This is a genomic window from Parcubacteria group bacterium, assembly GCA_016204045.1.
GTDB lineage: Bacteria > Patescibacteriota > Minisyncoccia > Phycocordibacterales > UBA2135 > JACQLQ01.
In genome coordinates this window covers 63,207-88,620 of sequence record JACQLQ010000004.1, presented here as the reverse complement: position 1 = coordinate 88,620, position 25,414 = coordinate 63,207, and the positions used below count along the sequence as shown (strand labels likewise).

Below are 25,414 nucleotides of genomic sequence, written 5' to 3'. Positions count from 1 at the left end.
ATGCCCCTAGACGACATACGAAACGAGCGTCTTAAGAAATTGCATCTTCTCAAAGAGCGCGGGTTCAATCCATACCCGATATCTACGCGAAGGAATCTTTCTGTCGAAAAGGCGACGAGCGATTTTGACCGTTTGACGGGGGGAAAAGAGGTCGTCATGGCCGGGCGCGTTTACTCCATACGCGGGCAAGGCGGACTCCTCTTTTTGCATTTTGATGACGGCACGGGCCGCTTCCAGGGCGCAATAAAAAAAGATGAAGTTGGCGAAGCGCCCTTTTCACTTTTTACTGACACCGTAGACGTTGGTGACTTCATTGAAATTCGAGGCCTGCTGTCGAAGACAATGCGTGGCGAGAAGACGCTCTTTGTACGGGAGTGGAAGATGCTCGCAAAAAGTCTGCGCCCCTTGCCGGAGAAGTGGCACGGCCTCAAAGACAGTGAAGAGCGCTTTAGGCGGCGGTATCTCGATCTCGTAGCAAACGAAGAATCCGGCGCACGCTTCAAGGCGAGGACAAGGGTCGTCAGCGCCATTCGGTCATTTTTAGACAAGAGCGGGTATTTGGAAGTCGAAACGCCGATTTTGCAAACACTCTACGGAGGTGCTTCCGCGGAGCCGTTTATAACACATCACGACGCGCTTGATGTTGACCTGTATCTCCGTATCTCGGACGAACTCTATCTCAAGCGTCTTCTCATCGGAGGCTTCCCTAAGGTATACGAAGTCAGCAAGAACTTTCGGAACGAGGGAATTGACGTAACGCACTATCCCGAGTTCACCATGCTCGAGTTTTATGAAGCGTACTCGGATGCAAAAAAGCAAATGGCATTTACCGAGAAGCTTTTAAAGATGCTGGTAAAGAAAGTAACCGGGGGGACGACACTGCCATTCGGAGAAGCATCCATAGACTTTTCAAAAAAGTTTAAACGCGAGACATACGCAGATGTGTTGGCGCGCCATGCTCTCATTACCAATGTCTTCAAACGCTCCCTCGAAGACCTTAAAGAGAAAGGTAGGGCGCTTGGGGCGAATATTGAGGAGGGCGACAACAAGGCGAAAATCCTCGATAAGATTTTTAAACGTTCGTGTCGCCCAAAACTCATTGAGCCGACCTTTGTAACGGACTATCCGGCAGAGAACTTGCCGCTTGCAAAAAGGAATCCAAAAGACGAAACAAAAGTCGATGCATTTCAGCTGTATGGAGGTGGTATTGAGTTGGTAAAGGCGTTTTCTGAACTGAACGATCCCTTGGATCAAGATCAGCGCCTTAGGGCGCAAGAGGAATTCAGGAAAGAGGGAGACGAAGAGGCCCAACCACTCGACCTCGACTTTATTGAAGCGATGGAGTACGGCATGCCGCCCGCGGGTGGTGTGGGAATCGGCATTGATCGGCTCGTTATGTTTTTGACTAATACGACAAACATCAAAGAAACGATTCTCTTCCCGACAATGAGGCCCAAAAAATAATACCTTGACGAAGGGTTCTTTGTATCTTAAAATCAACCCTAGCTTTGCATAGACCGGGCATGTCCCGGTTTTAAAGACAAAAAGAAAGGAGAGGGCTGTGGACCGGGTCGAGGCTTCAGAAGAAGCAAGGAAGAAATTAATTGAAGCGCTGACCGATGCTGAGCTCCTAACAATTCATCGTTGGGTGTGTAGTGAACAAAGTTTTCTCTTTCCCATTCGTCGCACCCTGCACAAGAAACAAGTAAGAGCGTATTTTGAGAATCGCGTGGGAGAAAAGACTCTCACTGGCGTCCTGTCCTTTCTCTTTTTTAGAATATTTGGGGACCACGAGTGGACAGAGGTTTATGAAAAAATTCTCGTCTTCCTGCCGCGGTTTAAAGAAGCACTCCGCTCAAGTTCCCATTTCAAAGAAATTGAGACGGACACAGCAATAGAAGACACAAGTGAGCCCGTAGCCAGGGCGTCTGAAGCTCCTTCGGATTTACCCGCACTAAGTGCGTGGAATGTAACGTGCGGTGTTGTTTTTATTAGCAAGCACGCCCTCGAGCGATTTAATGAGCGAGTGTGCGGGAAGTCCGAACCCCTTTCTAATCCGATTCCGGATCGGCTTCTCCGCTCATTCAAGAGGGCATTTGAAAGAGCAGTCCCTGTTACCCTCGATTCTCGCTGGAATACGGCTCGAATCATCAATAATAACCTTCGTAGAGCAAGCTATTTAGTGGACCGGAGTTCGGGAATTCGCTTTGTTCTCCCGGAGGTGAGCGGAAGGAGAAAACCCTTTATTGCAACCGCAGAACGACCGAAATAATCGGTCGTTTTTGTTAGCTCTGTAAGGATGCTTAGGGGCTGTATCCCTTGGGTTTTTAGTCTTGAGTACGAAGGGTGTGGATAACGGGTTTTGGAGAGTGGGATGAAATGGTATAAAATGTGAGATAAGTGGTATGAAGTGGAAAATATGCTTATTGGCGAATACCGACACTCAATAGACGCAAAAAAACGGTTATCCGTGCCGGTAAAGTTTCGCAAGGAACTGGGAAAAAAAATCATCGTCACTCGCGGCTTTGACGCATGCCTCTATGTATATCCGGAAAAAGAATGGCAGGGAGTGCTCAACAAGCTTCGCACACTTTCGATGGGGCAGAGGGATCAACGGGGAGTGAACCGATTTATGTTAGGTGGCGCGGTAGATGTTGAAGTGGATACACTTGGACGCGTTCTGGTTCCCGATTTCCTGAAAGAATTTGCGCGGCTTCAGAGTAAGGTTGTTTTGGTGGGCGTGAACGACCACGTTGAAATCTGGGACGAAAAGACGTGGGATACCTACCGCAAGGGCATTGAGAAGAAAGCCGACGAATTGGCAGAGAAGTTGGGTGAGATAGGGGCCATTTAGACCTATGGCACACGTTCCTGTTCTTTTACAAGAAAGTTTAGAAGGTCTTGCCCTCAAGGTTGGCGACGTTGTCCTAGACGCGACTGTCGGCAATGGTGGCCACGCTCGAGAGATATGTGCGCGGATCGGAAGCGAAGGGACACTCGTCGGACTTGATCTTGATGAGGCGGCACTCCGAGAAGCGGAGAAGCATCTTGCTCGCACCAAGACGAAGGTCATCTTAAGGAAATCAAACTACAGAAATCTCGACTCCGTGCTCCGTGAACTTGGCTTGAGCGCAATCGACAAGGTTCTCTTCGACCTCGGGATACGCCTCGAAGAGTTCACAGAATCAGGCAGAGGATTTTCCTTCATGAAAGATGAGCCGCTCCTCATGACCTATGACGCAGACCCGCCGAGAGAGGCGGAAACAGCCGCCGCGATAGTGAATACATGGGCAGAAGAAGAGATTGCGTACATCCTTGCCGAATATGGTGACGAAAAATTTGCTAAGAGAATCGCACGTCGAATCGTCGAGCGTCGAAGAGAAAAGCATATCCTCGGCACATACGAGCTCGTCTCGATCATCGAAGACAGCATCCCCGCGCACTTTCGGAAGGGGAAGATACACCCGGCGACCAAGACCTTCCAGGCGCTCCGCATTGCGGTTAACGACGAGTTTGGAGCGATTGAGGAGGGGCTTCAAAAGGCTCTTCGCATGCTCACCCCCGGAGGACGCATTGCCGTTATCAGTTTCCACAGCGGTGAAGACCGAATCGTTAAACACATTTTCCGTGATTTACCGACATCAGAGTTTCAAATCATAACCAAAAAACCGATTGAGGGGACCCCTGAGGAGGTGCGAAAGAACCCGCGTGCGCGAAGCGCAAAGTTGCGGATTATACAAAAGATCAATGCTTAATTTCACACGACAAGTAAATACATTTGAGAAACGGCTCTTCTGGGTGCTTCTCTTTTCATGCGCACTCGTCGTCGTGTCGTATGCATTTTTGGTCAACGCGCGCACGTTTGCGCTGGTGGAATACAAGGTAGTCAAAGATACGATTGATGAGCGTCAAGCCCTGTTGGCGGGGCTCGAAAAGGAGTATAATACGCTCAAAAATACCTTACATCAGGATACAGCGCGCACGCTCGGCTTCGTAGAACCAACTACTAAAGTCTTCGTCACCGAACGACAGCTTGTGGGTCTTACTTTGGGAGGGGAATAGTAGCTTCCTAGGGTGGGTGTACTCTTGTCGTTTTGGAAGGTGATTCATATGATAACAGCACCCGCGACCCGAATTAATCTCATTTATATCTTTGCTTGTCTGCTCGCATTCCTACTTTTGGGGAAGCTTTTTTTAATTCAAATTATCTATGGCGAGGAATATACTGAACGTGCCCATGCGCAATATGTCTCTCCTGTTGCCGATGCTTTTGCGCGCGGATCCATCTACTTCACAAGAAAAGACGGCACACTGTTCTCGGCGGCCACCCTTGCGCGCGGATTCACTCTCGCGATAAATCCCAAAGAGTTAGGCGAACCCGTACAGGTATTCCAAGAACTCTCCTCCGTCATTCCCGGACTTAATCTCGATGTGTTTCTCGTCAAAGCCGCCAAGAAAAATGACCCGTACGAAGAAATTAAGACGCGCATATCGGAGGAGTTGGCGCTACGTGTGCGTGAGCTTAAACTCACCGGCGTGGGTGTGTACGAGGAAAAGTGGCGCTTCTACCCCAGCGCGGGACTCGGGGCGCACGTCTTGGGCTTTGTCGGATATGAGGGAGAGAGATTGCGCGGAAGATATGGCGTCGAACGATACTACGAAGATACGCTCTCAAGGATAGAGGAGGAAGTCCGTATCAACTTTTTTGCTGACGCCTTTGCCGGACTAAGGGAGACTCTTTTCTATGAGAGTGCTCCGCGCGAAGGAGATTTGGTGCTCACCCTCGAACCAGAAGTCGAACGTTTTCTCGAACACTCACTCAGTACCCTCGTGGACGAATGGCACGCTGACTCGGGTGGTGCGCTCGTTATCAATCCGAAAAATGGAGAAATATATGCCATGGCGGCCCGACCGACATTTGACCCCAATAATTTCAGTGAGGTGTCTTCGTACACAGTGTTCTCAAATCCATTAGTCGAGGACGTTTACGAACTCGGTTCTATTATGAAGCCGCTTACCATGGCGGCTGGCATTGATGCCGGTGTCGTTTCTTCAAAGGAGACATATAATGACAAGGGCTACGTCGTTATGAACCAGGCCCGTATCGAAAATCACGATGGCAAGGCGCACGGAGAGGTCTCCATGCAAGAAGTATTGAACCAGTCTCTTAACACTGGTGCCGTGTATGTAATGCAACAGCTCGGCAGAGAACGATTTAGTACGTATATGAAGTCTTTTGGGCTAGGGGAGGAGACAGGCATTGATCTTCCCAATGAAACACATGGCCTTGTCGATAACCTAGATAGTCCCCGTGATATTGAACACGCCACAGCATCGTTCGGACAAGGTATCGCCATCTCGCCGGTCGCTATGGTGCGGGCGCTCTCTGCTCTTGCGAATGGAGGCGTTCTGGTAACTCCTCATGTGGCCTCACGCATTAATCACAAATTCGGGACGTACAACATTTCTTATGGTGGGGAAGAGCGGGTGCTTAGCGAAGAGACCTCTGAAGAGATTACCCGCATGCTTGTTCGCGTTGTGGACGAGGCGCTCGCGGGGGGGAAAGTGTTTCTTCCTCACTGGAGTATTGCCGCAAAAACAGGAACGGCACAGATGGCGGAAGCAACAAGTGGGGGGTATTATGAAGATCGTTTCCTTCACTCTTTTTTCGGCTACTTTCCCGCCTTTGATCCCCAGTTTCTTGTTTTTTACTACATCGTGAACCCCAAAGGAGTGCGCTATGCCTCCGAAACATTAACGCATCCGTTTTTGGAAACAGCTAAATTCCTGATACAGTACTACGAAATACCCCCCGACCGCTAACAGTCATTGGCCACCAGGGTTTAGGGTCCAGCACTCAAAATGTTTAAGCAAATTCTTAAAAAAGCAGTAGTCTCTATCCTCACCCTCGAGGCTCGTTTGGTGCTCGGGAAATACAAGCCTAAGATTATCGCGGTGACCGGGAGCGTCGGCAAGACGGGAACCAAAGATGCGATTCGCGCGGTGCTTGAGCAAAGCTTTTTTATTCGAGGGTCTAAAAAAAGTTACAACTCAGAGATTGGTGTTCCGCTCACAATCTTAGGAGCAGAAAATGCATGGGGAAGCCCTTTCTTGTGGCTTAAAGTTTTTTTCGAAGGGCTGCTGCTCATCCTTCTCAAGAACCATTACCCAGACTGGCTTATACTCGAAGTTGGAGTGGATCATCCAGGAGACATGCGTCGGGTCACACAATGGCTCGTCCCGGATGTGGTAGTCCTCACACGTTTTAGCGAAGTCCCGGTCCATCTCGAATTTTTTCCGTCACGCGAGGCCCTCGTGGGTGAGAAAAAAATACTTGCGCGTGCACTCAAAGCAGACGGAGTTTTGATCGTTAATGCTGACGATGCAGAAGTGCAAGCGCTTCGCCAAGGACATCAAGGGACGTCGTTTTCTTTTGGCTTTGGGGAAAGTGCCGACATCAGGGGGACATCAGAGCGTCTTGCTTACGACCAAACTGGCATGCCAAACGGCATGACGGTTGAAATACAGCAGGGGGGAAGCAAGGAAGAAGTAAGCATAAAAAACGTTTTGGGTCGTCCTGTTTTGTATTCTGTACTCGCCGCCTCCGCGGTGGGGATTGCTTTGGGTATTCCACTCAAAAACATTGCGAAGGCATCCGCATCTCTCTCTACGGCCCCCGGGCGGATGAGGACGATTAGGGGAGTTCAGGGTTCCCTCATCATCGACGACTCATACAACTCCTCGCCCGGGGCGGCACGCGAGGCGCTTGAGACACTGCAGGAGATTGGAATAAAGACAAGTGAGACGGATCCTGCTAGCGGAGGAAGAAAGATCGCGCTTTTGGGAGATATGCTTGAACTCGGCAAGGAAAGTGCGGCAGAGCATAAAAAGATAGGCGCGCTTGCAAAGGAAATCTGCAATGTCTTAGTCACGGTGGGTGTTCGCTCATCATGGTTTGAGGAAGGGGCTCGTGCGAAAAAAATGAAGAAGGCTGACATCTTTCATTTTGGGAATGCGACAGAAGCAGGGGAATTTCTGCGAGGGTTTCTCAGGGAGGGGGATGTTATTTTGGTGAAGGGTTCGCAGAGTGGAATTCGCCTTGAAAGGGCAGTGAAGCTCATTATGGCCGAACCGAATCGTGCTCGCGAGCTTCTCGTTCGACAAGAAGATGAGTGGGGGAGGCGATAACAACTAACGGGTGGCCTCTATTGGCAGTGGGGCCATACTGGCGTACACTATTTTTAGCTGCAGGGCTTTAAGAGGAAGCCGATGAGACCGATACGACACCTTTTCGTTGTGTTGTTCACGACAGCAATTATGTGTTTTTGCTCAGTTGCTTCACAAGCCCAAGGACAGGTTGTGGCGAGCCCCAAAGCTCCGATTCATGCGTGCGATACGCTCGCTGGTAACCCGATTGATCCGCAAAAGGTTGGTGTTGGTGTTGCCACTGCATTATTGCGAACCGAACCAGCCATTCGTGCATGCGAGGAAGCAGTACGACTCTACCCGAATGAATTACGGTTTCAGTTTCAATTGGGGCGTGCGTATAAGCAGGCAAACCGTCTGGAAGAGGCCTTTCGATTGTATAAACAGTCCGCAGATAAGGGCTACGCCGGTGCGCAAAACAGCTTGGGTGTCATGTACGCCCGTGGGGAGAGTGTTCCCAAAGACTGCAATAAGGCGGCGCACTATTTTCAACTCGCGGCAGACCAGGGACTTCAGGCCGCTGGCGACAATTTGCGTCTTCTCGCGTGTGTCCAACAAGTGTGAATGGGTTACTACAAAACCCGCTCCGGCAATAGTCGGAGCGGGTTTTTCCAACTCAATCCTAAAGTTTAGTTGGCGCGTATCCTTCCGGTGCTTTTGCAAACCATGCTTCAAGCTCGTCTAAGGAGAGGAGGCCTTTTTGCGCGCCGATGAATTGCACGACCGACATTGAGTTGATGGGAGCGAGTTTGAGCGCGTCGGGCACAGATTTGCCGAGCGCGAGAAGGGAGGTAAAGGTAGAAGCGAATGCGTCACCAGCGCCAGTTCTGTTTACCGGGGGTTTTGGATCAGGGTACATCGGGATATACCACACCTCTTCGCCGTCGTATGTGTAGGCACCGTTCGGTCCGTCGGTTATGACGACGATCCTTGGTCCAAGTTCACGTACCCTGGAGAGGAGTTTCTTAATGTCCTTCTCTTCCGTCTTCAAAATACGCTGCGACTCTTCCAGATTGCAGAAAAAAAGTTCGGTAACGGCGTAAATATTTTTGAGCGCTTCGTAGCCCAAGCGAATCTGGAATGTGCCGGGCTGGAAGGTGAGTTTTGTTGATGGGTGGTCCTTAATGTATGCGGCGATTGCTTCGTGAAAGGGGAGGGAGTGTTCTCCCAAGGAAGAGAGGTACACCCATTGTGGAGTTCCGATGTCTGGTAGCAGATAAGGATACTGGTGGTGCTTTACCAAGATAGTGCGCTCTGCTCCGTACCAGAGCACGAAATGGTAATTGCTCTCCGTTCCTTTGTGTATCCGCACAAAATCTGTTGCAACCCCCTCCTTTTTTAGTTGAGCAAGTTGGGTTTCGCCATGGTAGTCGTCGCCCATGTTCGTGGCGATTGCAGAAGAGAGACCTAGCCTCTTTGCAGAGACAGCCGCATTGGGACTGTTCCCAACTGCTGCGACTTCAACGAGATCATCATATTCAATTTTGTCACCAAAGATAAGGCAAATCCTCTTCATCTTCCCGTCTTTTGTCTCGACCGTCGCGTCATCTCCGGAGAGGCGGATAAATGCGTCGGTCGTTATGTCGCCAATTGCGACGAAATCAAATTCTTTTGCCATATGTGTCCCTCCATTGTATCACAGGCGCATCCGCATGTGATAGAATACGTGTATTACGATTATCAGAATTGTGACTTCTCTATGCCGCGTATCTATATAACAAGGAAAATTCCAGGCGCTGGGGTGCGAATGCTTCAGGAAAAGGGCTATGAAGTGGATGTATCTCCCAAAAATGGCGCTCTCACAAGAGAGGAGTTTTTGGGTGTCCTCCGAGGTAAAGAGTATGATGCGGTGCTATGCACACTGCTCGACCGTATAGACGGAGAAGCGCTTGACGCGGCACCAACGGTAAAGATTTTTGCGAACTATGCTGTTGGTTTTGATAACATTGACCTTGCCGCAGTAAAGGAGCGTAGCGTTATCGTCTCAAACACACCGGGTGTTTTGACGAATACTGTTGCGGAACACACCTTCGCACTCATGCTCGCCATTGCTCACCGCATTGTCGAGGCAGATGGCTTTACCAGGGAGGGGAAATACAAAGAGTGGGCTCCGGAATTACTCCTTGGGAACGATCTCTTCGGAAAGACATTGGGTATTGTCGGTGCGGGGCGCATTGGCGCGCGGGTTGCGTATCATGGCGCACGCGGTTTTGACATGAAAATCATCTATACCGATGTAAAACCAAACGCAGATATCGAGAAAGAGGCGGGGGCGGAGTACAGGGAGAAACTCGAAGATCTTTTGGCAGAGGCGGATTTTGTCTCCATTCATGTGCCGCTTCTTCCATCCACACGACATCTCATTAACACAGAGCGTTTCTCGCAAATGAAGTCCACTGCATATCTCGTGAACACCTCACGCGGGCCAGTTGTGGACGAGGTAGCGCTCGTCGAAGCGCTTCGTAACAAGACCATTCGTGGCGCCGCTCTCGATGTCTTTGAGAACGAACCCGCGCTTGCACCCGGTCTCGCGGGGCTTGCCAATGTCATCATCACACCGCACATTGCTTCGGGTACGGAAGAAACTCGCGCAGCAATGGCAGAACTTGCCGCAAAGAACATTATCGCGGTACTCGAAGGAGGAGAAGCACCCACCGCCATTAAGGGGTAGGGGAACAGAATAGCTTGTAGGGGTTGCTTTTTATCGGAAGGGAGGTATAGTAGAGAACATGCAAACGCTAGAACTCAAGGCCGAAAAGCGCGATATTCTCGGCAGAAAGGTCAATAAACTTCGAAAAACGGGTAAAATCCCGGCTGTTTTTTACGGACGCAAAGAGAAGTCCACCCCTGTCTTTATAGAAGCAACCGACTTTGGGCGCGTGTTGAACATGGACGGCGAGTCTTCGATTATCCGCCTCGTATTCAATGACGGAGGGAATAAGGATGTTCTCATTCAAGATATTTCACGCGACCCTGTACGTGGCCAGCCGACGCACGTTGATTTTTATGCTATTGAGGCAGACCGCGCTGTTGAAGTGAAGGTCCCGATCGAATTTACGGGAGAATCGGTAGCCGTTAAAGAGTTGGGAGGCACACTTGTTAAAGTGCTCTACGAACTCGAAGTTCGCGGTCTTCCAAAAGATCTTCCGCAAGAAATTGTCGTCGACATTGCTCCACTCGCAACACTTGAAAGCCGTATTGCCGCAAGAGATATCGCATTGCCGGCCGGTATTGAGCTTGTGACAGGCCCTGAAGAGATTATTGCCGCAATTGCCGTGGCGAAAGAAGAAGAGGTAGCACCGGCAGAGTTCGACGCATCGAAGATTGAAGTAGAAGAGAAGGGCAAGAAAGAAGAGGAGGAAATCCCCGGCGAAGAAGCTCCTAAAGAAAAGAAGCAAGAGAAGAAATAATAGCAGTGTTACGGTGTGGTACAATGGTAACATTGTCTCCTTTCTCCAAACTTATAGTCTCGTCATTTATTGTTGTGCTCACCGCAGGGTGGGCTTTGCCCGTATTGGGGCAAGCAACAGGGGCGGACGTCCTCGAGCGCAGAGCGGAACTAGAGAGCGAGCTCGTGAAGCTCGAAGCAGAGATTGAGCGCCAGCGCGAGATCTTGCGAGAACAACAACGCAAGACCGTTTCTCTCGAACGAGATGTTGCCATTTTGGATGCGCAGATTGAGGCCGCCGAGCTTTCCATACGGCAACGAGATCTCGTAATTCGCCGTCTCTCGAGCGACATCAATGGCAAGGAAGCAACGATAGGGGATTTGTCTGCCAAGTTAGAACGCGAAAAGGACTCGCTCGCCGAACTTATCAGGAAGACTCACGAACTCGATTCGGTGACCGTGGTTGAAGTGGTCTTTGCAAACCAAAATGTTTCCGATTTTTTCCATGACCTTGACGCGTTTGCTTCGATTAATCGCTCCCTCCACGCCTCCTTTCAGGAAATAGAATCTACCAAACAAACAACCAAGCGCGAACGCGATACCCTCGCCGAAAAGCGCACCGAAGAGCAAGAGCTCCGGCAAATCCAGGAACTGCAGAAGCGTCGTATCGTTGAGGGTAAGGCGGAGAAGAAGCGCCTTCTCGACATAACTAAAGGGCATGAGGAGATATATGCCCGCGTTGTCGCGGCAACAGAGAGGGATGCGGCCGTAATCCGAAGCGAACTCTTCCAACTCCGTGGTTCGGACGCAATTCCCTTTGAACGGGCACTCGAACTTGCCAACTTCGCATCTCAAAAGACGGGCATTCGCACAGCACTCATTCTCGGTGTCATCGCCGAAGAGTCTAATCTTGGTGAAAACGTTGGCACGGGAAACTGGAAGACCGATATGCACCCGACTCGTGACAGACCGATCTTCGAGGAGATAACTCGACGTCTTGGCTTTGACCCAGACAGGATGCCCGTATCCGCGAAGCCCTGGTATGGATGGGGCGGGGCAATGGGTCCGGCGCAATTCATTCCTTCGACATGGGTCCTTGTGGAAAAACAAGTTGCCTCTATTGCCGGTGTCGAAATCGCAAATCCGTGGGATCCGAAACACGCATTCCTTGCTGCCGCTCTTCTCTTAAAGGACAACGGTGCCGGAAAGGGGACATATGACGCAGAGCGATTGGCAGCACTCCGCTACTTTGCCGGATGGAACAACGCCAAGAAAGCCGCTTATGCGTTTTACGGTGATGACGTTATGGGCCTCGCGACGAAGTACCAAAAACAAATAGATATTTTGGCGGGGTCTTGAAAAAATAACTAGCATCTGGTATATCATAATATCTACTATGAAGAAGGAAATTCACCCCCAATATTATCCTGGTGCCAAAGCAACCTGCGTTTGCGGTAACTCTTTCGCAGTGGGCTCAACCAAGGAAAAGATTGATGTCGAAATTTGCTCGGAATGTCACCCGTTTTATACCGGCCAAGAGAAGATTCTCGACACCGCCGGCCGTGTAGAAAAGTTCAGGGCAAAGAGACGCTCTGCAGAGGAAAAGAAGCAGACAACCAAACCAAAAGCAAAGAAGACAAAAGCCGCGTAGGACCAACCCTCGCGGTTTTTGTTATCCCATTAGAAGTCGCGGGAATCAAAAGTTGGTTGCAATTAAGATGTTCATGATTCCCTACTTCTAACGGGATTGGTACAATCAGAGAATGCAGAAGGCCCCTAGTATTGAAGAGATATCCAAATGGCTCCGCTCAAACGACCCTCTGGGTTCATTTGCAAAAGGTGAGTTTCGTATTACGGACATCGACCCCAAGCCCTATTCGGGACACTTCAACTTTTTGCTTGAAGTGGGGGTGGAGCGGATGGTGCTCCGTTTCAAGGGTCCGGAATGGGGTGACCAGAAACGTGGTACTAGGACTGAATATGAAGTGCTCACGTATGTCGAGCCGTACACCGTCGCTCCTCGGCCGCTCTACTCGACCGGTGACTTCTTTGGAGAAAGCGCGCTTCTCGAGGAGTATGTGAAAGGGGAAAGTATCGGCAATATCTATGACGATGCGGCATCAATCGCGCGGTTCTTCTCGAACATTGCCCGCATCCCAGTTAAAAAGGGCGCCGCATTTTTTGAGGAACCGATGAAGAGCTACGAGAGAAATCGCAAAACGTGGAAAGCGCGACTTCTCGTCGCCGCAGAGGAATCGCGGGCAGCGGTGTGGAGTACACGTATTGCGGATGAATTGTTGCCGCAAGCAGAGAGAATGCTTGATGCGTTTGAACCACGCCTGGAGAAAACAATAAACAATTATGGAGAGACGTTTATCTTTGAAAGCGCGCATATTGGACACCTCCTGAAAACCTCTGACGGTTTCCGTTTTCTTAATTGGGAGCAGGTCTCATACGGCGACCCCGCTTTTATGCTCGCTGTGTTCCTCACGTCGATTAAGAGTAGGAACGATTTCGAAGTCATAAAAGGAAAAATGCTTGAGGCATATCCAATAAAAATGCCGCGCGAAGAGTTTGAGACGCTTGTTGGGGAGCGCATGAAAGAGCGCGCCGTCTCGAACCTCATCTGGGGACTTTGGACGCACGCGAGAAAGGGGGAGCTTGATTCGCAAAGTGTCGGTAAGGAGTTTGACGAAGTAATGGAGATACTATCTACTTATTAATTATGGATCTTGAAGGATACAAGAAAAACCAAAAAACCCGATATCTCGCAGAGATGTACGAAAAGCTCGATGAGGAAGAGGCAAACCTCGTCCACATGGCGGAAGACGATCCGTCCATGAAGGAATTGGCCGAAGATGAACGCACACGAATTGCCGGACAGAAGAGCGCTCTCTCAAAGCAAATGGAAGAGATACTCGCATCAGACAAAGAAGAAGAGGCATCCCCAAGGGAGGTCATTTTGGAAGTGCGTGCTGGCGCAGGAGGCGACGAGGCGTCGCTCTTTGCGTTTGAGCTTGCAGAGATGTACGGACGATATGCCACGAAGAAAGGTTGGAGCTTCACGAAAATTGATGAATCACAGTCTGAACTCGGGGGTTACAAAGAGGCGTCTTTTGAAATAAAGGGGCTAGGAGTATATGACGCACTTAAATTTGAGACAGGCGTACACCGCGTACAGCGTATTCCGGACACCGAGAAACAGGGGCGTATCCACACCTCGACTGCTTCGGTTGCTGTTCTCCCGATTCGAAAGACGTCCGATGTTCAAATCAATCCAGCCGATATTGAGGTGACTTTTTCGCGGGCGGGTGGCCCTGGGGGGCAGAATGTGAACAAGGTAGAAACCGCAGTCCGTGTCCTCCACAAACCCTCCGGCGTTGTTGTACGCGCAACCGCAGAGCGGAGCCAACAGAAGAACCGTGAGCGTGCCATGAGTGTTCTTGCGGCGAAAATAGCGGAAGCTGAAGAGGAAAAGGCGGCAACAGCGATGGCACAAACTCGAAAAGAACAGATCGGCCGCGCAGATCGTTCGGAAAAGATCAGGACGTACAACTTCCCCCAGGATCGTGTCACTGACCACCGCATCAAAGAGTCCTGGCACGGGATTGAGCGGATTATGGCGGGTGAGATTGATGACATTGTGAATGCGTTTGGGAAAGAGGCTACAAACGAACTCTAAAAAAACCGCTGTCATGGCGGTTTTTGTCTACTCTGCTCCCTTCTCCGTTTTAATCTTAGTTACTTGAGTCATCTCTACGGCTGCGAGAAGCACATCTGCGATAGCCTCTTCATTGTCGAGTAGCCTGATGAGATAGGTGGGATCCGGCTTAGCCTCAACCGCCTCTTCCGGTTTGATGTCGTCTTCATGGCTCAAAAGCTCTAGGGCAGTCCCCATCACCTCCGAACCCATTTGATGAAGTGCCTCCTCTGAAAATTGGCTATCAAGCGGCAGTTTCTTCCTGAACTCTGCGGCTGCCCGCATTATTGCGCTTCGGGGCAACGACTGCACCCGCTTAAGCTTTTTGAATCGCGAGAGCATTCCGAGGTAAATAATGATGGTCTCAGTCTTTTCATGGGGCGGTACGCCGACTTCAAATACGTCGCCATCATACGCTTCGATTTCAGACATCGTGCGAAACCCCGCAGCACACATCTCCAGTCTCTATAGCACCTCCTCAATAACCAGTCAATTTTCCACAAATATAAAACGCGAACAAGGTCTGTCCATGCTACAATACCAACATGGGAATCTTCTCCTCCTGGGGTAGCAAGACAGAAAGACTCGCTGTCATTATAGATGTGGGGAGCGCTTCTATCGGAGTCGCGCTTGCACTCTTGCGCAAAGACGGGAAACCAACCATCTTTTACACAAAAAGAAAGGAGATGCCGTTTCAGAGCACGCTCCACTTTGAGAAATTTTTTGCCGGGATGGGGACAACGCTTACGGCCGTACTGCAGGATACTGCCACACAGGGGATGCTCCGTGTGCCCAGAGAATATGCGCGGACCATACCCGACGAGGTGGTTTGTGTTCTCGGAGCGCCCTGGCATGCGATCGCCACCAAGACGATTACGATAAAACGTGACCAGCCCTTTACTGTTACTGATGAAATAATGGAGCAATCTCTCGACAAAGAGGCAGAGAGCTTTCGTGAAAAAGCTTTTGGGAAGGAAAGTGTCACGCTGCTCGAGAAACATGTTATGCGCGCAGCCGTCAACGGATATCCCGTTGTATCACCAAAAGGAAAGCGCGGGACAGAACTTTCGCTCTCACTCTACCTTTCTCTCGCTCCAGAGTATGTCGTCCGCATTATCCGCGAAGGGTACGCGCACGTTTTTCATAACGCCCCGATAACGTTTCATTCCCACCTGTTTGCCCTCTTTGCGGGAGTGCGCGATTTGTGGCCCCAAGTGGACGATTCTCTCCTTGTACGCATGAGCGGTGAGGTGGTGGAGATCGGACTCGTCGCAGACGGGGCGCTCCGTGACGTGCTTTCATTTCCGATGGGCACCAATATCTTTGTGCGCGACGTCATGAAAGCAAAGAACATCTCTGCGACTGAGGCAAGATCACTGCTTTCCCTCGTACTCACCGGTAAAAGCTCTCGAGATGTTTCTTCTGGGATCTTAACGTTGGTCAAAAACCGAGAGGACGTGCTGTTACGTGCGATACGGAAGGCGCTTGCCTCTATTTCACCCGTACCCTTTCTCCTGCAGGGGATATTTGTCTCTGCGGATCCAGCATTTGCTGGATGGCTCAAGACAATCTTGGCTAAGGAGGCACTTTTGGGGACGGTGTTTGCTGATAGTGGCGTACCTGTCCATGTTCTTTCCGGGGAAGTACTTGCACCACACATTGAACTTACTAATCCCCGTGAAGATGACACCTTCCTAACCACCGAAACCATCTTTGCAGATCGAGCCGTCTTCCTCGTGTAATTGAGAGCGGGGGTTGATCCCGTACGAAGTAGAACGCGAACGGAGGCAGATACTTGGCAAAAGGGGTGCGTTCCTAACAAAAACCCGCGGACTTCATTGACTTGAACGGGGGCGTTCGCGACTTCGTACGGGATTGACACACGAAAAATATGGTATACTTAGGATATCTCTATCCTCACGTATGCCGCGAAAAAAGATAAATGACATCCGCATCAAAGAACCATCCGGGAGCCTACCCGCCCGAGATAGCTTTCTAACCAAAAAGAAGTCAAAATTATTCGCAAGATTTGAACGTTCACCCAAAAACACGACAGAGGGGGAACTGAAATCGACTACCGTATTGGGAAAGTCTGAAGAGCATCGAGCTTCTGCGGAGGTAAAAGCTCCGGAGGCGCGAAAGGAAACTCCAAAAGTAGCGGAAGCGGGACTCCACCCCGGGTTTTCCATGAAAGTACCTGGCGCGCCACGTCGGTACTCAAGAGGCGTGTTGTGGGGGGCGGCATCTCTCTCGGTCCTCTTTCTCATTCTTTCTGTTGCGACGCTTTTTGAGAGCGCAACGGTCATCATCACCCCACGCACAAAGAGTATGGCACTCAATGCCGTCTTTGCCGCAGAGCGCGGTCTTAAGCCAGGAGAAAAAGGCGCGCTTGCGTTTGAGGTGATGCAGCTCTCTTTGGCACTCGAACGACAGGTCAATGCAACAGAAATGAAAAACATCGAGCGCCGCGCGTCGGGGAAAATCACCATTTTCAACAACTACAGCAGTGCTGAACAGCGACTGATACGCAACACCCGTTTTGAAGCCGCGGGCGGGCTTGTGTATCGGATTTACGAATCCGTCGTCGTGCCAGGTCAAAGCAAGGTCGATGGAACATTGGTGCCAGGTAGCGTGGAAGTAACAGTGCACGCGGATTTGCCGGGGGAACGATACAATATTGAGAAAACCGAGTTTACCGTTCCCGGCTTTAAGGGGACGCCTAGGTATACCGCATTTTATGCGCGATCATCGACTGCGCTTGAGGGTGGCTTTAGTGGCGCGGTAAAGACGATTGCGGAGGATGAAGAAACAAAGATACGAGAAGAGCTTCGCAGTGCGCTCAAAAAGCAATTAGTAGAAAAAGCGATTGCCGAGAAACCCGCGGACTTTATTCTTTTTGACGAAGGAGTACTGATCAAATTTTCTCCCTCGTTAAAGAGCGCAGAATCTGAAGTAAGCGAACGCACTGTTGTTGTGCGCGAAGAAGGAAAACTCTACGGCATCCTTTTCCCTCGGGAGGCATTTTTCTCCTACCTCGGCGGTAAACTACTCCCGCAATTAACGGAAGAGGAGGATATTGAAATTGCGAACGTAGCGACACTTGCGTTTGCCATAGCAAACAAAGATACTTTCAATCCTGCGGAAGACACACATCTTACGTTCTCGCTTAAGGGTGAACCAGAATTTGTCTGGAAATTCGATAGCGAGAAGATTAAGGAAGCGCTTACTGGCCGTTCAAAAGACAGCCTGAAAAACGCCATGGGTCAGTTTTCGGGCGTTATAAAGGCCGAAGTTATGGTCAGGCCCTTCTGGAAGGGGGAGTTTCCAGAAAACCCCCAAGACATAGATGTTAAAAGCACGCTTGACTATTAGCCCCCCCCTTTGTTATTATAAAACGTCGCACAAACCCTACCCTCCGGGTGGGGTAGTACGTATTAAATGAAAGCTAAGAATGTCCCAAAGGCGATGGGGGTAATCACAGAAGCCCTTCCTAATGCGTTTTTTCGCGTTGCTTTGGATGCTTCACCAGGTGCCACACCAGGAGGAGAAGGCGGAGAAATACTCGCGTATCTTGCCGGCAAAATGCGAATGTATCGGATTAAAGTCCTTGTTGGCGACCGAGTTGAGTTAGAGCTCGACCCATACGGGGGGAAGGGACGGATTACGAGACGGCTGTAGACCGCATGAATCCCGTGCGAAATCACGGACACTTCCGAAAACAAAATGAAAGTTAAAGCATCAATCAAAACGATTTGTTCAAACTGCAAGATTGTACGTCGGAAACGCCGGCTGTATGTTATTTGCAAGAATCCGAAGCATAAACAGCGTCAAGGGTAATATTTTTTATACAGCATACAATTGCATCCATTTATAATCGAAGTACTGAGCTATGCGTATCGCAGGAATCAACATCCCAGAAAAAAAACAACTTGAGATCGGACTCACCGCCGTCTATGGAGTTGGGCGTGCTCAAGCAAGGCGCATTTTGGGTGAGGCAAAAGTTTCCCTAAACGCGAAGCCAACAGAGTTAACAGCGGACCAGGAGAACAAAATCCGTCAGCTGATCGAAGGAATGACCGTCGAAGGTGAACTTCGGCGTCTCGTTGGTGCAAATATAAAACGGCTCAAGGATATCAAGAGTTACCGAGGTATACGTCACATGCGCCGCCTTCCTGTCCACGGTCAACGTACCAAAGTGAACTCGAGAACTGTGCGCGGGAACGTCCGCAAGACCATGAGCTCTGGTAAGCGCAAGTTGGAGAAGAAATAAAGCGAATTGGCTCGCCATTTGTGCCCCTCTTTTGGGAGGTAGAAATGGCGACTGCCAAACCTTTACCCAGCACTTATTTTGCACCGAACCATTGTGCGAAGCGCGAGCGGCGGACAGCCGCATCCCTCAAGGGGCGCAGCGCTTCGCGCAAAGAGGGGTCTGCCTATTCGGCAGCCGCACCGCGCGGGATAGTTGGAGGCAAAATAAGTGCTGGGTGCTCAAAAATTTTAGTCATTCATTACAACATTCATTCCTTAATTTTTGGCATGGGAAAAAAGCGTACAGCACAAAAAGGCGGAGCGGGATACAACGCAGAGATGCGGGCCCGTTCTCTTGCTAGGGGGAGCAAACGGAAGGTTCCGCACGGCATCCTCCATATTCAGGCAACGTATAACAACACGAAGCTTCTTGTTACAGACAAGGACGGGCGCGCTGTTCTGTGGTCATCGAGTGGAAGCCTTGGCTTCGGTGGAACCAGGAAGGGGACACCCTACGCCGCGGCAAAGGTTGGTGAGCTCGTCGGGGAGCAAGCGCAATTGTTGGGTATGCAAAGCGCGGATGTGGTTGTGCGCGGTGTTGGTGCCGGCCGCGAAGCGGCGTTGCGCGCCTTTTCGGGTAAGGGCATTGAACTCCACTCAATTCGCGACGAAACACCGCGGCCCTTTAATGGCCCTCGTGCACCTAAACCAAGAAGGGTATAGTCATTTACATCATGCCTAAACTCAAACAATTCAAAATCGCAAGGAGGCTCGGTGCTCGCGTCTTCCCAAAAACGGAAAATCCGAAGTTTGTTATTACTCCAAAGATGAGGACCAGGAAGCACCGCACCCAGCCGCTCACAGAGTTTGGTACGCAACTTTTGGAAAAACAAAAGGCGCGCTATTATTATGGTGTTCGAGAGCGACAGTTTGGGAATTATGTAAAGAAGGCGTCAGCCAAGAAAGGGTCAAACCCAGCGCAAGAATTGTATCGCTTGCTCGAAAGCCGTTTGGATAATACGGTCTTCCGACTCGGATTTGCACAGAGTCGTGCTCTTGGGCGACAGCTTGTGTCGCATGGGCACATTATGGTTAACGATCGAAAGGTTTCGATCCCTTCGTACAGCGTGCGGCCGGGAGACAGGATTGCTATCCGGCTTCAAAGTCGTGACAAGAGCCTCTTTTTGACCCTTGCTGAACGAATCAAGGATCACACCCCACCTCAATGGCTTTCCCGTACAGAAACATTCGGGGCGGTCGTTAAGGGAGCACCAGCAATTGACAAACAGCAAGAAATGGTATTTAATATAACTTCGATTATCGAATTTTATAGTCGTTAATTTTAATTTAAGCGGTTAGCGTCTAGCAATTAGGCATGAACAACAGGTCCTAAGAGCTAAACGCTTAACGCTAAACGCTTATGGAGATCATCCTCCCAACAAAACCAAAGGTAGTGAAAGAAGAGGGCGCGCACGGTGTTTATGAGATTGAGGGGCTTTACCCTGGTTATGGGCACACCCTCGGGAACTCACTCCGTCGCATAGTATTGTCGTCACTCGTCGGCACAGCAATTACTTCTCTGAAGATTGAGGGTGTTGCGCACGAGTTTTCAACGATATCAGGAGTAAAGGAGGACGTCATTGCGCTACTCTTAAACATACGCAAAGTGAACTTCAGAATGGCGACCGATGAATCGCAAGAGGTGCGGATTAAGGTGAAGGGCGCTAAGGTGGTAACTGCCGCCGATATTGAGGCGCCCGGCCAGGTAGAGGTTCTAAACCCAGAAGCGTATATTGCCGAGATTACCAACAAGAGCACTACACTTGAAGTTACTATCCGCCTCGAAAAAGGATTGGGCTACGTTCCCAAAGAAGTACATCAAAAAGAAAAAGTAGAGCGCGGCACTATCGCACTTGATGCCGTGTTCTCTCCGATACGTCGCGTTAACTATGAAGTAGAAAACATGCGTGTCGGTGAACGAACAGACTATAATCGTCTTCGTATTTCGATTGAAACAGACGGGAGTATTTCTCCGCGCGAGGCCTTAGAGGCATCGATTTCCATCATGATTAAGCAGTTGAAGGCCATCGTCGGTTTCCAGGAAGAAGAGTCCAAGGCGGAGGTGGCAAAAGAAGATGGCGAGGAAGGCGAGGGGGGGGTTGAGGTGAAGCGGGCGGAGGAGGAAAAAGAGTTTTTGAAAACACGCATCGACACGCTTGGTTTCGGTACTCGGACGGTAAACGCACTCACTAAGGCAAATATTCGCACAGTGGGAGGTCTCGCGAGAAAGACCGAAAAGGATCTCCTGGAACTCGATGGGCTTGGTGAGAAGGGGGTGCAAGAAGTGAAGCGAACCTTGTCTAATTTTGGAATTACTTTAAAATAGTCGAGAAGCGATTGTAACCGTGAGACACCACAACAAAAACAGAAAATTCGGAAGAGAAAGAAACCAAAGGCGCGCTCTTTTGCGCTCGCTCGCTTCTTCCCTTATCAAAAAGGGCAAGATTCGCACAACTGAAGCGCGCGCAAAAGAATTAAGGCCTTTTGTAGAGAAGTTGGTTACGCAAGGGAAACATGGTACGCTCGCTCAAAGCCGCCTCATCATTTCACGCCTTGGAGGCGACAAGGTGAGCGGTGGGAAGCTTTTTAAAGAAATTGCCCCCAAATACACTGATCGCAAAGGTGGTTACACAAGGATTACCAAACTGCCTCGTCGTCTCGGAGACGGGAGTGCAATGGCGGTAATTGAGTTCATCTAAGCGGTACTTGTATACCCTAAACGCTATGAAATACACCATAGATGCAAAAGGAAAGAAAATCGGTCGTGTCGCTTCGGCGGCAGCGGCTTTGCTCATTGGGAAGTCGCGAGTCGACTTTGTCAAAAACCGCGTTCTTGATGTGGAAGTTGAGATCATCAATGCAAATGCCCTCTTTATCCCTCTTACAAAGCAGAAAGGAAAAATCTATAAACACTACACGGGTTACCACGGAGGCTTGAAGGAACGGCCGCTTGAGAAGGTCATTGAGCGTCATGGTATCGAAGAGCCGATTAGGCACGCGGTATATGGTATGTTGCCAGCAAACCGTCTTCGCAACGAACGGATGAAAAGGCTCAAGGTGGTAGAATAATCCCAAAAGAAGTACACTATTTGGAATCACATTTATATTATGGTTACGACCGAACAACAGAATACCGAAGTCGCCTCGATCCCAAAATTGCCTAAGGGGCGATACATTGAGACAGTAGGCCGTCGCAAGACTGCCACTGCTCGTGTGCGTATCTTTGAAGGTGTTGGCGCAAAGCGCGTTTTCAGTGTTAATAACAAAGACGCTGTTGCTTACTTTCAGACAGAAGAAATGCAGCAGATCATCAACGAAGCATTTCAGAAGGTTAAGGTAGTAGGCAAATTTGATGTCAGCGCTCACGTTTCGGGCGGTGGTATTCATGCCCAGGCGGAAGCGCTTCGTCACGGATTATCTCGCGCTCTTGTGGAATATGACAGCGAATGGCGCGGCAAGCTCAAGAAGTCAAAATTCCTTTCTCGCGATCAGCGCGAGAAAGAGCGCAGGAAGTTTGGTTTGAAGAAAGCAAGAAAGGCGCCGCAGTGGAGCAAGCGTTAATCATTTATGAGCACTAGATAAGTCAACTCCGCTTATTAAATTGTAGAAGCAAAAATATGTCATTTGAATCAGCTTCGCCGGGAGAGGAAGAGGGATCAGACGCACACGAAAGCCCAGAAAACAAATTAGACCTGTTTGTGGGCCAAACGATTTCAGATATCAAACTTGAAGGACTAGGAGATGAGCTAGTCATTACTACAGGCGATGGCAGAAAATTCAAAATTGACCTCAATGACATCGAATATGGGACTGGGATGCAGTTTGCAGAAAAAGGCGGACAAGCAGAGCTGTTGACGCAAGGTGATCAAATTGAGAAAAAACTGTCTCCGCTGGTGGGTCAAACAATTACCGCTGTCGATATTTTCGGTAGTATGAAAATTACCACAAGTGACGGCACAAAACTTAGATTTGAATTAGACGACGCGGAGGGAGGGGGACCCGCTAAGGTGAGAATTGTGGAAAAAGACGGGAAAGAGGAAGACGTAACCTAATCAATGTCTTGAAACAGTCCGCCGTAATCGGAAGTGGCACACCAACCCTCATTTCTCAAAACCCCCGCGGGGGTTTTTGGTATCGGGGTTTGACGTTTTTTAAACTTATCATATAATATTCTCATCCCGTACGAAATCACGGACACTTTCAAAAAACACCGACACGGCATCGCCATCTATTGTTAATAGAGATAACAATTGTGGATTGAAGTCAGCACGTGTCCGTGTCCTATTTCGTACGGGACTCATCTATGCCTGACAACAGAGACACAAACGCCGATGATATCCAGCTTGAAGAAACCAACGACGAAGGTGAGAGTTCTTTTCGTGATAAAGAAAAGAAGCTTCGTGAAAAGCTTCTCGAGTGCGAAAAGGAACGACAAGAGTACCTCGACGGCTGGCAGAGGGCAAAAGCCGACTTCATCAATGCACGCAAAGCTGAAGAGGAATCGCGCAAGACACTCCGGGAGTTTGTAAAAGAAGACATCCTCTCGCAAATACTCCCAGTTGTAGACAGTTTTGAACTTGCTTTTCGGAACAAAGAGGCTTGGGAAAAGGCAGATAAGGGCTGGCGAGCGGGCGTCGAATACATTTATACGCAACTCATCGGTGTTTTGAAGAGTAATAGTATACTAGAGATACATCCCGAAGGTGCACACTTTGATCCCACGAGACACGAGTCGATTGAGACCGTTCAAACCAACAACGAAGAGGATGATGGAAAGATAGTGGAAGTGACGCAAAGAGGGTATACACTCCATGGTCGCGTCCTCCGCCCCGCACGGGTCAAGGTAGCAAAATACAAAGCAAGCTAAATTTCAAAATTCTAATCTATATGCCAAAAATACTCGGAATTGATCTCGGTACCACAAACTCAGCGATGGCTATCGTCGAGGGTGGTACACCAAAAATTATAGAGAATGCTGAAGGCGGGCGGACAACCCCGTCTGTTGTTGCTGTCGCAAAGAACGGTGAGCGGCTTGTCGGCCTTGTCGCAAAAAGGCAATCAGTAACAAACCCGCAAAACACAGTTACGGGTATTAAGCGGTTTATGGGGCACCGCTTCCTAGACCCTACTATCCAAAAAGAAAAAGGGGAAGTCTCCTTTGAGGTAATCAAAGGGGATGCGGAAGGCGTCAAAGTTACAATGGGTGACAAGCGTCACACCCCGGAAGAAATCTCTGCGGTCATCTTGCAGAAGCTTAAGCGTGACGCGGAAGCAAAACTCGGCGAGAAGATAACCGAGGTGGTCATCACCGTGCCCGCCTATTTCGATGACTCACAGCGCAAGGCGACTAAAGTTGCCGGAGAGATCGCTGGTTTCAATGTGCGGCGTATCTTAAACGAGCCAACAGCGGCGGCCCTTGCTTATGGTTTTCAAAAAAAGAAAAACGAAAAGATCGCAGTGTATGATTTTGGTGGAGGAACCTTTGATATTACCGTCCTTGAGGTGGGGGACGAAGTCATAGAGGTTAAGGCGACTGATGGGGATAGTCACATGGGTGGAGAAGATATTGACCGTGAGATAGTACGCCATCTCGCAGGGGAGTTTAAAAAGGAAAACGGTATTGATATCTCAAAGGACCCATTGGCACTCCAGCGCCTTAAAGAAGCGGCAGAGAAGGCGAAACACGAGCTTTCAGAAGTGATGGAAGCTGAGATCAACCTTCCGTTTATCACCTCGGACCAGAATGGACCTAAGCACCTCGTGACCAAGCTATCACGGGCCAAGCTCGAAGCGCTTGCCGAATCCTACATCTCAAAGTCTATTGAGATAACGAAGCGTGCCATGGAGGTATCAAAGTTTACGTACGCCGAAATCGAGGAAGTGATTTTGGTGGGTGGTCAAACCCGCATGCCGGCGATTGTTCGTGCGGTTAAGGAGTTATTTGGAAAAGAGCCAAACAAGAGCATTAACCCGGACGAAGTGGTTGCCGCCGGTGCCGCAATTCAGGCTGGCATTCTCCAGGGCGACGTAAAAGACATCCTGCTTTTGGATGTGACCCCGCTCTCACTTGGGATTGAGACGCTTGGAGGTGTTGCAACTAAGGTTATAGAGCGCAACACCACTATTCCAACGGAGCGGAAGCAAACATTCTCAACAGCCGCTGACAACCAGACATCAGTAGAGGTGCATGTGGTGCAGGGTGAGCGTCCGATGGCTGCTGATAACAAGACCCTCGGTAAGTTTATTCTGGACGGCATTCCGCCATCTCCGCGCGGTATCCCCCAAGTCGAGGTAATCTTTGATATCAATGCGAACGGGATTTTGACGGTGAAGGCCCGCGACAAAGCAAGCGGCAAGGAACAATCGATTCGTATTGAGGCGAGCGCCAATATTAAAGATGAAGATGTGGAGCGGATGAAGAAAGAGGCGGAGGCTCATGCTTCTGAAGATGAGAAGAAGCGCTTGCTTGCAGAAGTGCGAAATGCCGCGGAAACATTGGTATACACTGCCGAAAAAGCAATCAGGGATTATGGCGACAAAGTTCCAGCGGAGGTTAAGACGGATGTCGAGAGCAAGATCGGTGACGTGAAAAAGGCCCTTGAAGGGGACAACACCGAGACGCTCAAGAAGGCCGTCGAAGATCTGAACACCTCACTCCAGAAAATCGGCGAATCTATGGCGGGTAATGGCTCTACCAAGGGTCCCCAGGCTGCTCCCGAAGATGGCACTCGCGACGCAGAGTACGACGCTGGCGAAGGAGGTGAAGGTGGCAGTGAAGGGGGCGACACGAACAAAAAAGAGTAATGTGTCAA

The 25,414-nt window shown here is 49.9% G+C and carries 30 protein-coding genes; 28 read left to right on the top strand and 2 right to left on the bottom strand.

Annotated elements, in window-relative coordinates:
• The 8 genes from lysS (at window position 1) to HY455_02865 (ending at window position 7,770) form a co-directional block, all read left to right on the top strand.
• Window positions 1-1,464: a lysine--tRNA ligase gene (gene lysS / locus HY455_02900; protein ID MBI4118454.1), complete on the top strand. Its 1,464-nt coding sequence runs from the start codon at window positions 1-3 to the stop codon at window positions 1,462-1,464.
• Window positions 1,465-1,561: 97 nt separating this feature from the next.
• Window positions 1,562-2,272, top strand: coding sequence for a hypothetical protein (locus HY455_02895; GenBank protein ID MBI4118453.1), 711 nt, complete (start codon window positions 1,562-1,564; stop codon window positions 2,270-2,272).
• A gap of 147 nt (window positions 2,273-2,419) precedes the next feature.
• Entirely contained in the window at window positions 2,420-2,854 is a 435-nt protein-coding gene (mraZ, locus tag HY455_02890) for a division/cell wall cluster transcriptional repressor MraZ (protein MBI4118452.1), read from the top strand.
• A gap of 4 nt (window positions 2,855-2,858) precedes the next feature.
• Window positions 2,859-3,755, top strand: a complete 897-nt coding sequence (gene rsmH / locus HY455_02885; GenBank protein MBI4118451.1) for a 16S rRNA (cytosine(1402)-N(4))-methyltransferase RsmH — start codon at window positions 2,859-2,861, stop codon at window positions 3,753-3,755.
• Entirely contained in the window at window positions 3,748-4,062 is a 315-nt protein-coding gene (locus HY455_02880) for a hypothetical protein (protein MBI4118450.1), read from the top strand. Before rsmH ends, HY455_02880 begins: the two co-directional genes overlap by 8 nt.
• Window positions 4,063-4,110: 48 nt before the next feature.
• On the top strand, window positions 4,111-5,823 hold the full coding sequence (locus tag HY455_02875; protein MBI4118449.1) for a penicillin-binding protein 2: 1,713 nt from the start codon (window positions 4,111-4,113) through the stop codon (window positions 5,821-5,823).
• 39 nt (window positions 5,824-5,862) lie between these two features.
• Complete coding sequence (locus HY455_02870; GenBank protein MBI4118448.1) at window positions 5,863-7,188, top strand: UDP-N-acetylmuramoyl-tripeptide--D-alanyl-D-alanine ligase; 1,326 nt, start codon at window positions 5,863-5,865, stop codon at window positions 7,186-7,188.
• Window positions 7,189-7,269: 81 nt separating this feature from the next.
• Window positions 7,270-7,770: a sel1 repeat family protein gene (locus HY455_02865; protein MBI4118447.1), complete on the top strand. Its 501-nt coding sequence runs from the start codon at window positions 7,270-7,272 to the stop codon at window positions 7,768-7,770.
• A gap of 58 nt (window positions 7,771-7,828) precedes the next feature.
• Here the strand turns inward: HY455_02865 and HY455_02860 are convergent, their stop codons facing one another.
• Window positions 7,829-8,824: a carbohydrate kinase family protein gene (locus tag HY455_02860; protein ID MBI4118446.1), complete on the bottom strand. Its 996-nt coding sequence runs from the start codon at window positions 8,822-8,824 to the stop codon at window positions 7,829-7,831.
• A gap of 81 nt (window positions 8,825-8,905) precedes the next feature.
• On the opposite strand from HY455_02860, the gene HY455_02855 reads away from it, so the two are divergent.
• From HY455_02855 to HY455_02830, 6 genes are all read left to right on the top strand, one after another.
• The gene (locus tag HY455_02855; GenBank protein MBI4118445.1) at window positions 8,906-9,877 is read left to right on the top strand and encodes a D-glycerate dehydrogenase; all 972 of its coding nucleotides are present in this window, start codon (window positions 8,906-8,908) and stop codon (window positions 9,875-9,877) included.
• 58 nt (window positions 9,878-9,935) lie between these two features.
• The gene (locus HY455_02850) at window positions 9,936-10,616 is read left to right on the top strand and encodes a 50S ribosomal protein L25 (protein MBI4118444.1); all 681 of its coding nucleotides are present in this window, start codon (window positions 9,936-9,938) and stop codon (window positions 10,614-10,616) included.
• A gap of 23 nt (window positions 10,617-10,639) precedes the next feature.
• Window positions 10,640-11,953 (top strand): hypothetical protein, encoded by a 1,314-nt coding sequence (locus HY455_02845; GenBank protein ID MBI4118443.1) that lies wholly within the window; start codon window positions 10,640-10,642, stop codon window positions 11,951-11,953.
• 37 nt (window positions 11,954-11,990) lie between these two features.
• Window positions 11,991-12,245, top strand: coding sequence for a 50S ribosomal protein L31 (gene rpmE / locus HY455_02840; GenBank protein ID MBI4118442.1), 255 nt, complete (start codon window positions 11,991-11,993; stop codon window positions 12,243-12,245).
• Window positions 12,246-12,357: 112 nt separating this feature from the next.
• Window positions 12,358-13,317, top strand: a complete 960-nt coding sequence (locus HY455_02835) for a phosphotransferase (GenBank protein MBI4118441.1) — start codon at window positions 12,358-12,360, stop codon at window positions 13,315-13,317.
• A 2-nt stretch (window positions 13,318-13,319) separates the two neighbouring features.
• Window positions 13,320-14,276, top strand: a complete 957-nt coding sequence (locus HY455_02830) for a PCRF domain-containing protein (GenBank protein MBI4118440.1) — start codon at window positions 13,320-13,322, stop codon at window positions 14,274-14,276.
• A 27-nt stretch (window positions 14,277-14,303) separates the two neighbouring features.
• Here the strand turns inward: HY455_02830 and HY455_02825 are convergent, their stop codons facing one another.
• A complete protein-coding gene (locus tag HY455_02825) occupies window positions 14,304-14,726 on the bottom strand; it encodes a hypothetical protein (protein ID MBI4118439.1) in 423 nt (140 codons plus the stop codon).
• 113 nt (window positions 14,727-14,839) lie between these two features.
• On the opposite strand from HY455_02825, the gene HY455_02820 reads away from it, so the two are divergent.
• The 14 genes from HY455_02820 (at window position 14,840) to dnaK (ending at window position 25,406) form a co-directional block, all read left to right on the top strand.
• Window positions 14,840-16,036 carry a hypothetical protein gene (locus HY455_02820; protein ID MBI4118438.1) on the top strand — a complete coding sequence of 399 codons (1,197 nt, stop codon included), beginning with the start codon at window positions 14,840-14,842 and terminating at the stop codon, window positions 16,034-16,036.
• A 181-nt stretch (window positions 16,037-16,217) separates the two neighbouring features.
• The gene (locus HY455_02815; protein ID MBI4118437.1) at window positions 16,218-17,666 is read left to right on the top strand and encodes a hypothetical protein; all 1,449 of its coding nucleotides are present in this window, start codon (window positions 16,218-16,220) and stop codon (window positions 17,664-17,666) included.
• Window positions 17,667-17,732: 66 nt separating this feature from the next.
• On the top strand, window positions 17,733-17,972 hold the full coding sequence (gene infA / locus HY455_02810; protein ID MBI4118436.1) for a translation initiation factor IF-1: 240 nt from the start codon (window positions 17,733-17,735) through the stop codon (window positions 17,970-17,972).
• Window positions 17,973-18,017: 45 nt separating this feature from the next.
• Complete coding sequence (gene rpmJ / locus HY455_02805) at window positions 18,018-18,131, top strand: 50S ribosomal protein L36 (GenBank protein MBI4118435.1); 114 nt, start codon at window positions 18,018-18,020, stop codon at window positions 18,129-18,131.
• Between the two features lie 52 nt (window positions 18,132-18,183).
• The gene (gene rpsM, locus HY455_02800) at window positions 18,184-18,564 is read left to right on the top strand and encodes a 30S ribosomal protein S13 (GenBank protein ID MBI4118434.1); all 381 of its coding nucleotides are present in this window, start codon (window positions 18,184-18,186) and stop codon (window positions 18,562-18,564) included.
• Window positions 18,565-18,830: 266 nt separating this feature from the next.
• On the top strand, window positions 18,831-19,265 hold the full coding sequence (gene rpsK, locus HY455_02795; GenBank protein MBI4118433.1) for a 30S ribosomal protein S11: 435 nt from the start codon (window positions 18,831-18,833) through the stop codon (window positions 19,263-19,265).
• 11 nt (window positions 19,266-19,276) lie between these two features.
• On the top strand, window positions 19,277-19,882 hold the full coding sequence (gene rpsD, locus HY455_02790) for a 30S ribosomal protein S4 (protein ID MBI4118432.1): 606 nt from the start codon (window positions 19,277-19,279) through the stop codon (window positions 19,880-19,882).
• A gap of 80 nt (window positions 19,883-19,962) precedes the next feature.
• Entirely contained in the window at window positions 19,963-20,928 is a 966-nt protein-coding gene (locus HY455_02785; protein ID MBI4118431.1) for a DNA-directed RNA polymerase subunit alpha, read from the top strand.
• A 19-nt stretch (window positions 20,929-20,947) separates the two neighbouring features.
• Window positions 20,948-21,301, top strand: coding sequence for a 50S ribosomal protein L17 (rplQ, locus tag HY455_02780; GenBank protein MBI4118430.1), 354 nt, complete (start codon window positions 20,948-20,950; stop codon window positions 21,299-21,301).
• A gap of 25 nt (window positions 21,302-21,326) precedes the next feature.
• On the top strand, window positions 21,327-21,671 hold the full coding sequence (gene rplM / locus HY455_02775; protein ID MBI4118429.1) for a 50S ribosomal protein L13: 345 nt from the start codon (window positions 21,327-21,329) through the stop codon (window positions 21,669-21,671).
• Between the two features lie 39 nt (window positions 21,672-21,710).
• Window positions 21,711-22,163: a 30S ribosomal protein S9 gene (rpsI, locus tag HY455_02770; GenBank protein ID MBI4118428.1), complete on the top strand. Its 453-nt coding sequence runs from the start codon at window positions 21,711-21,713 to the stop codon at window positions 22,161-22,163.
• 56 nt (window positions 22,164-22,219) lie between these two features.
• The gene (locus tag HY455_02765) at window positions 22,220-22,654 is read left to right on the top strand and encodes a hypothetical protein (protein ID MBI4118427.1); all 435 of its coding nucleotides are present in this window, start codon (window positions 22,220-22,222) and stop codon (window positions 22,652-22,654) included.
• Between the two features lie 251 nt (window positions 22,655-22,905).
• Window positions 22,906-23,469: a nucleotide exchange factor GrpE gene (locus tag HY455_02760; GenBank protein MBI4118426.1), complete on the top strand. Its 564-nt coding sequence runs from the start codon at window positions 22,906-22,908 to the stop codon at window positions 23,467-23,469.
• 20 nt (window positions 23,470-23,489) lie between these two features.
• Window positions 23,490-25,406 carry a molecular chaperone DnaK gene (dnaK, locus tag HY455_02755; GenBank protein MBI4118425.1) on the top strand — a complete coding sequence of 639 codons (1,917 nt, stop codon included), beginning with the start codon at window positions 23,490-23,492 and terminating at the stop codon, window positions 25,404-25,406.
• The last annotated feature ends 8 nt before the right edge of the window (window positions 25,407-25,414 follow it).

Coding starts and splice junctions, on each gene's coding strand:
- HY455_02820 (MBI4118438.1), top strand. CDS start 14,840: ATGGGAATCTTCTCCTCCTGGGGTAGCAAGACAGAAAGACTCGCTGTC.
- HY455_02845 (MBI4118443.1), top strand. CDS start 10,640: ATGGTAACATTGTCTCCTTTCTCCAAACTTATAGTCTCGTCATTTATT.
- HY455_02785 (MBI4118431.1), top strand. CDS start 19,963: ATGGAGATCATCCTCCCAACAAAACCAAAGGTAGTGAAAGAAGAGGGC.
- lysS (MBI4118454.1), top strand. CDS start 1: ATGCCCCTAGACGACATACGAAACGAGCGTCTTAAGAAATTGCATCTT.
- HY455_02870 (MBI4118448.1), top strand. CDS start 5,863: ATGTTTAAGCAAATTCTTAAAAAAGCAGTAGTCTCTATCCTCACCCTC.
- dnaK (MBI4118425.1), top strand. CDS start 23,490: ATGCCAAAAATACTCGGAATTGATCTCGGTACCACAAACTCAGCGATG.
- HY455_02855 (MBI4118445.1), top strand. CDS start 8,906: ATGCCGCGTATCTATATAACAAGGAAAATTCCAGGCGCTGGGGTGCGA.
- rpsI (MBI4118428.1), top strand. CDS start 21,711: ATGGTTACGACCGAACAACAGAATACCGAAGTCGCCTCGATCCCAAAA.
- HY455_02880 (MBI4118450.1), top strand. CDS start 3,748: ATGCTTAATTTCACACGACAAGTAAATACATTTGAGAAACGGCTCTTC.
- HY455_02865 (MBI4118447.1), top strand. CDS start 7,270: ATGAGACCGATACGACACCTTTTCGTTGTGTTGTTCACGACAGCAATT.
- rpsK (MBI4118433.1), top strand. CDS start 18,831: ATGGGAAAAAAGCGTACAGCACAAAAAGGCGGAGCGGGATACAACGCA.
- HY455_02825 (MBI4118439.1), bottom strand. CDS start 14,726: ATGTCTGAAATCGAAGCGTATGATGGCGACGTATTTGAAGTCGGCGTA.
- infA (MBI4118436.1), top strand. CDS start 17,733: ATGAAAGCTAAGAATGTCCCAAAGGCGATGGGGGTAATCACAGAAGCC.
- HY455_02850 (MBI4118444.1), top strand. CDS start 9,936: ATGCAAACGCTAGAACTCAAGGCCGAAAAGCGCGATATTCTCGGCAGA.
- rpmE (MBI4118442.1), top strand. CDS start 11,991: ATGAAGAAGGAAATTCACCCCCAATATTATCCTGGTGCCAAAGCAACC.
- HY455_02760 (MBI4118426.1), top strand. CDS start 22,906: ATGCCTGACAACAGAGACACAAACGCCGATGATATCCAGCTTGAAGAA.
- mraZ (MBI4118452.1), top strand. CDS start 2,420: ATGCTTATTGGCGAATACCGACACTCAATAGACGCAAAAAAACGGTTA.
- rpmJ (MBI4118435.1), top strand. CDS start 18,018: ATGAAAGTTAAAGCATCAATCAAAACGATTTGTTCAAACTGCAAGATT.
- rpsM (MBI4118434.1), top strand. CDS start 18,184: ATGCGTATCGCAGGAATCAACATCCCAGAAAAAAAACAACTTGAGATC.
- HY455_02835 (MBI4118441.1), top strand. CDS start 12,358: ATGCAGAAGGCCCCTAGTATTGAAGAGATATCCAAATGGCTCCGCTCA.
- HY455_02765 (MBI4118427.1), top strand. CDS start 22,220: ATGTCATTTGAATCAGCTTCGCCGGGAGAGGAAGAGGGATCAGACGCA.
- rsmH (MBI4118451.1), top strand. CDS start 2,859: ATGGCACACGTTCCTGTTCTTTTACAAGAAAGTTTAGAAGGTCTTGCC.
- rpsD (MBI4118432.1), top strand. CDS start 19,277: ATGCCTAAACTCAAACAATTCAAAATCGCAAGGAGGCTCGGTGCTCGC.
- HY455_02860 (MBI4118446.1), bottom strand. CDS start 8,824: ATGGCAAAAGAATTTGATTTCGTCGCAATTGGCGACATAACGACCGAC.
- HY455_02815 (MBI4118437.1), top strand. CDS start 16,218: ATGCCGCGAAAAAAGATAAATGACATCCGCATCAAAGAACCATCCGGG.
- rplM (MBI4118429.1), top strand. CDS start 21,327: ATGAAATACACCATAGATGCAAAAGGAAAGAAAATCGGTCGTGTCGCT.
- HY455_02830 (MBI4118440.1), top strand. CDS start 13,320: ATGGATCTTGAAGGATACAAGAAAAACCAAAAAACCCGATATCTCGCA.
- HY455_02875 (MBI4118449.1), top strand. CDS start 4,111: ATGATAACAGCACCCGCGACCCGAATTAATCTCATTTATATCTTTGCT.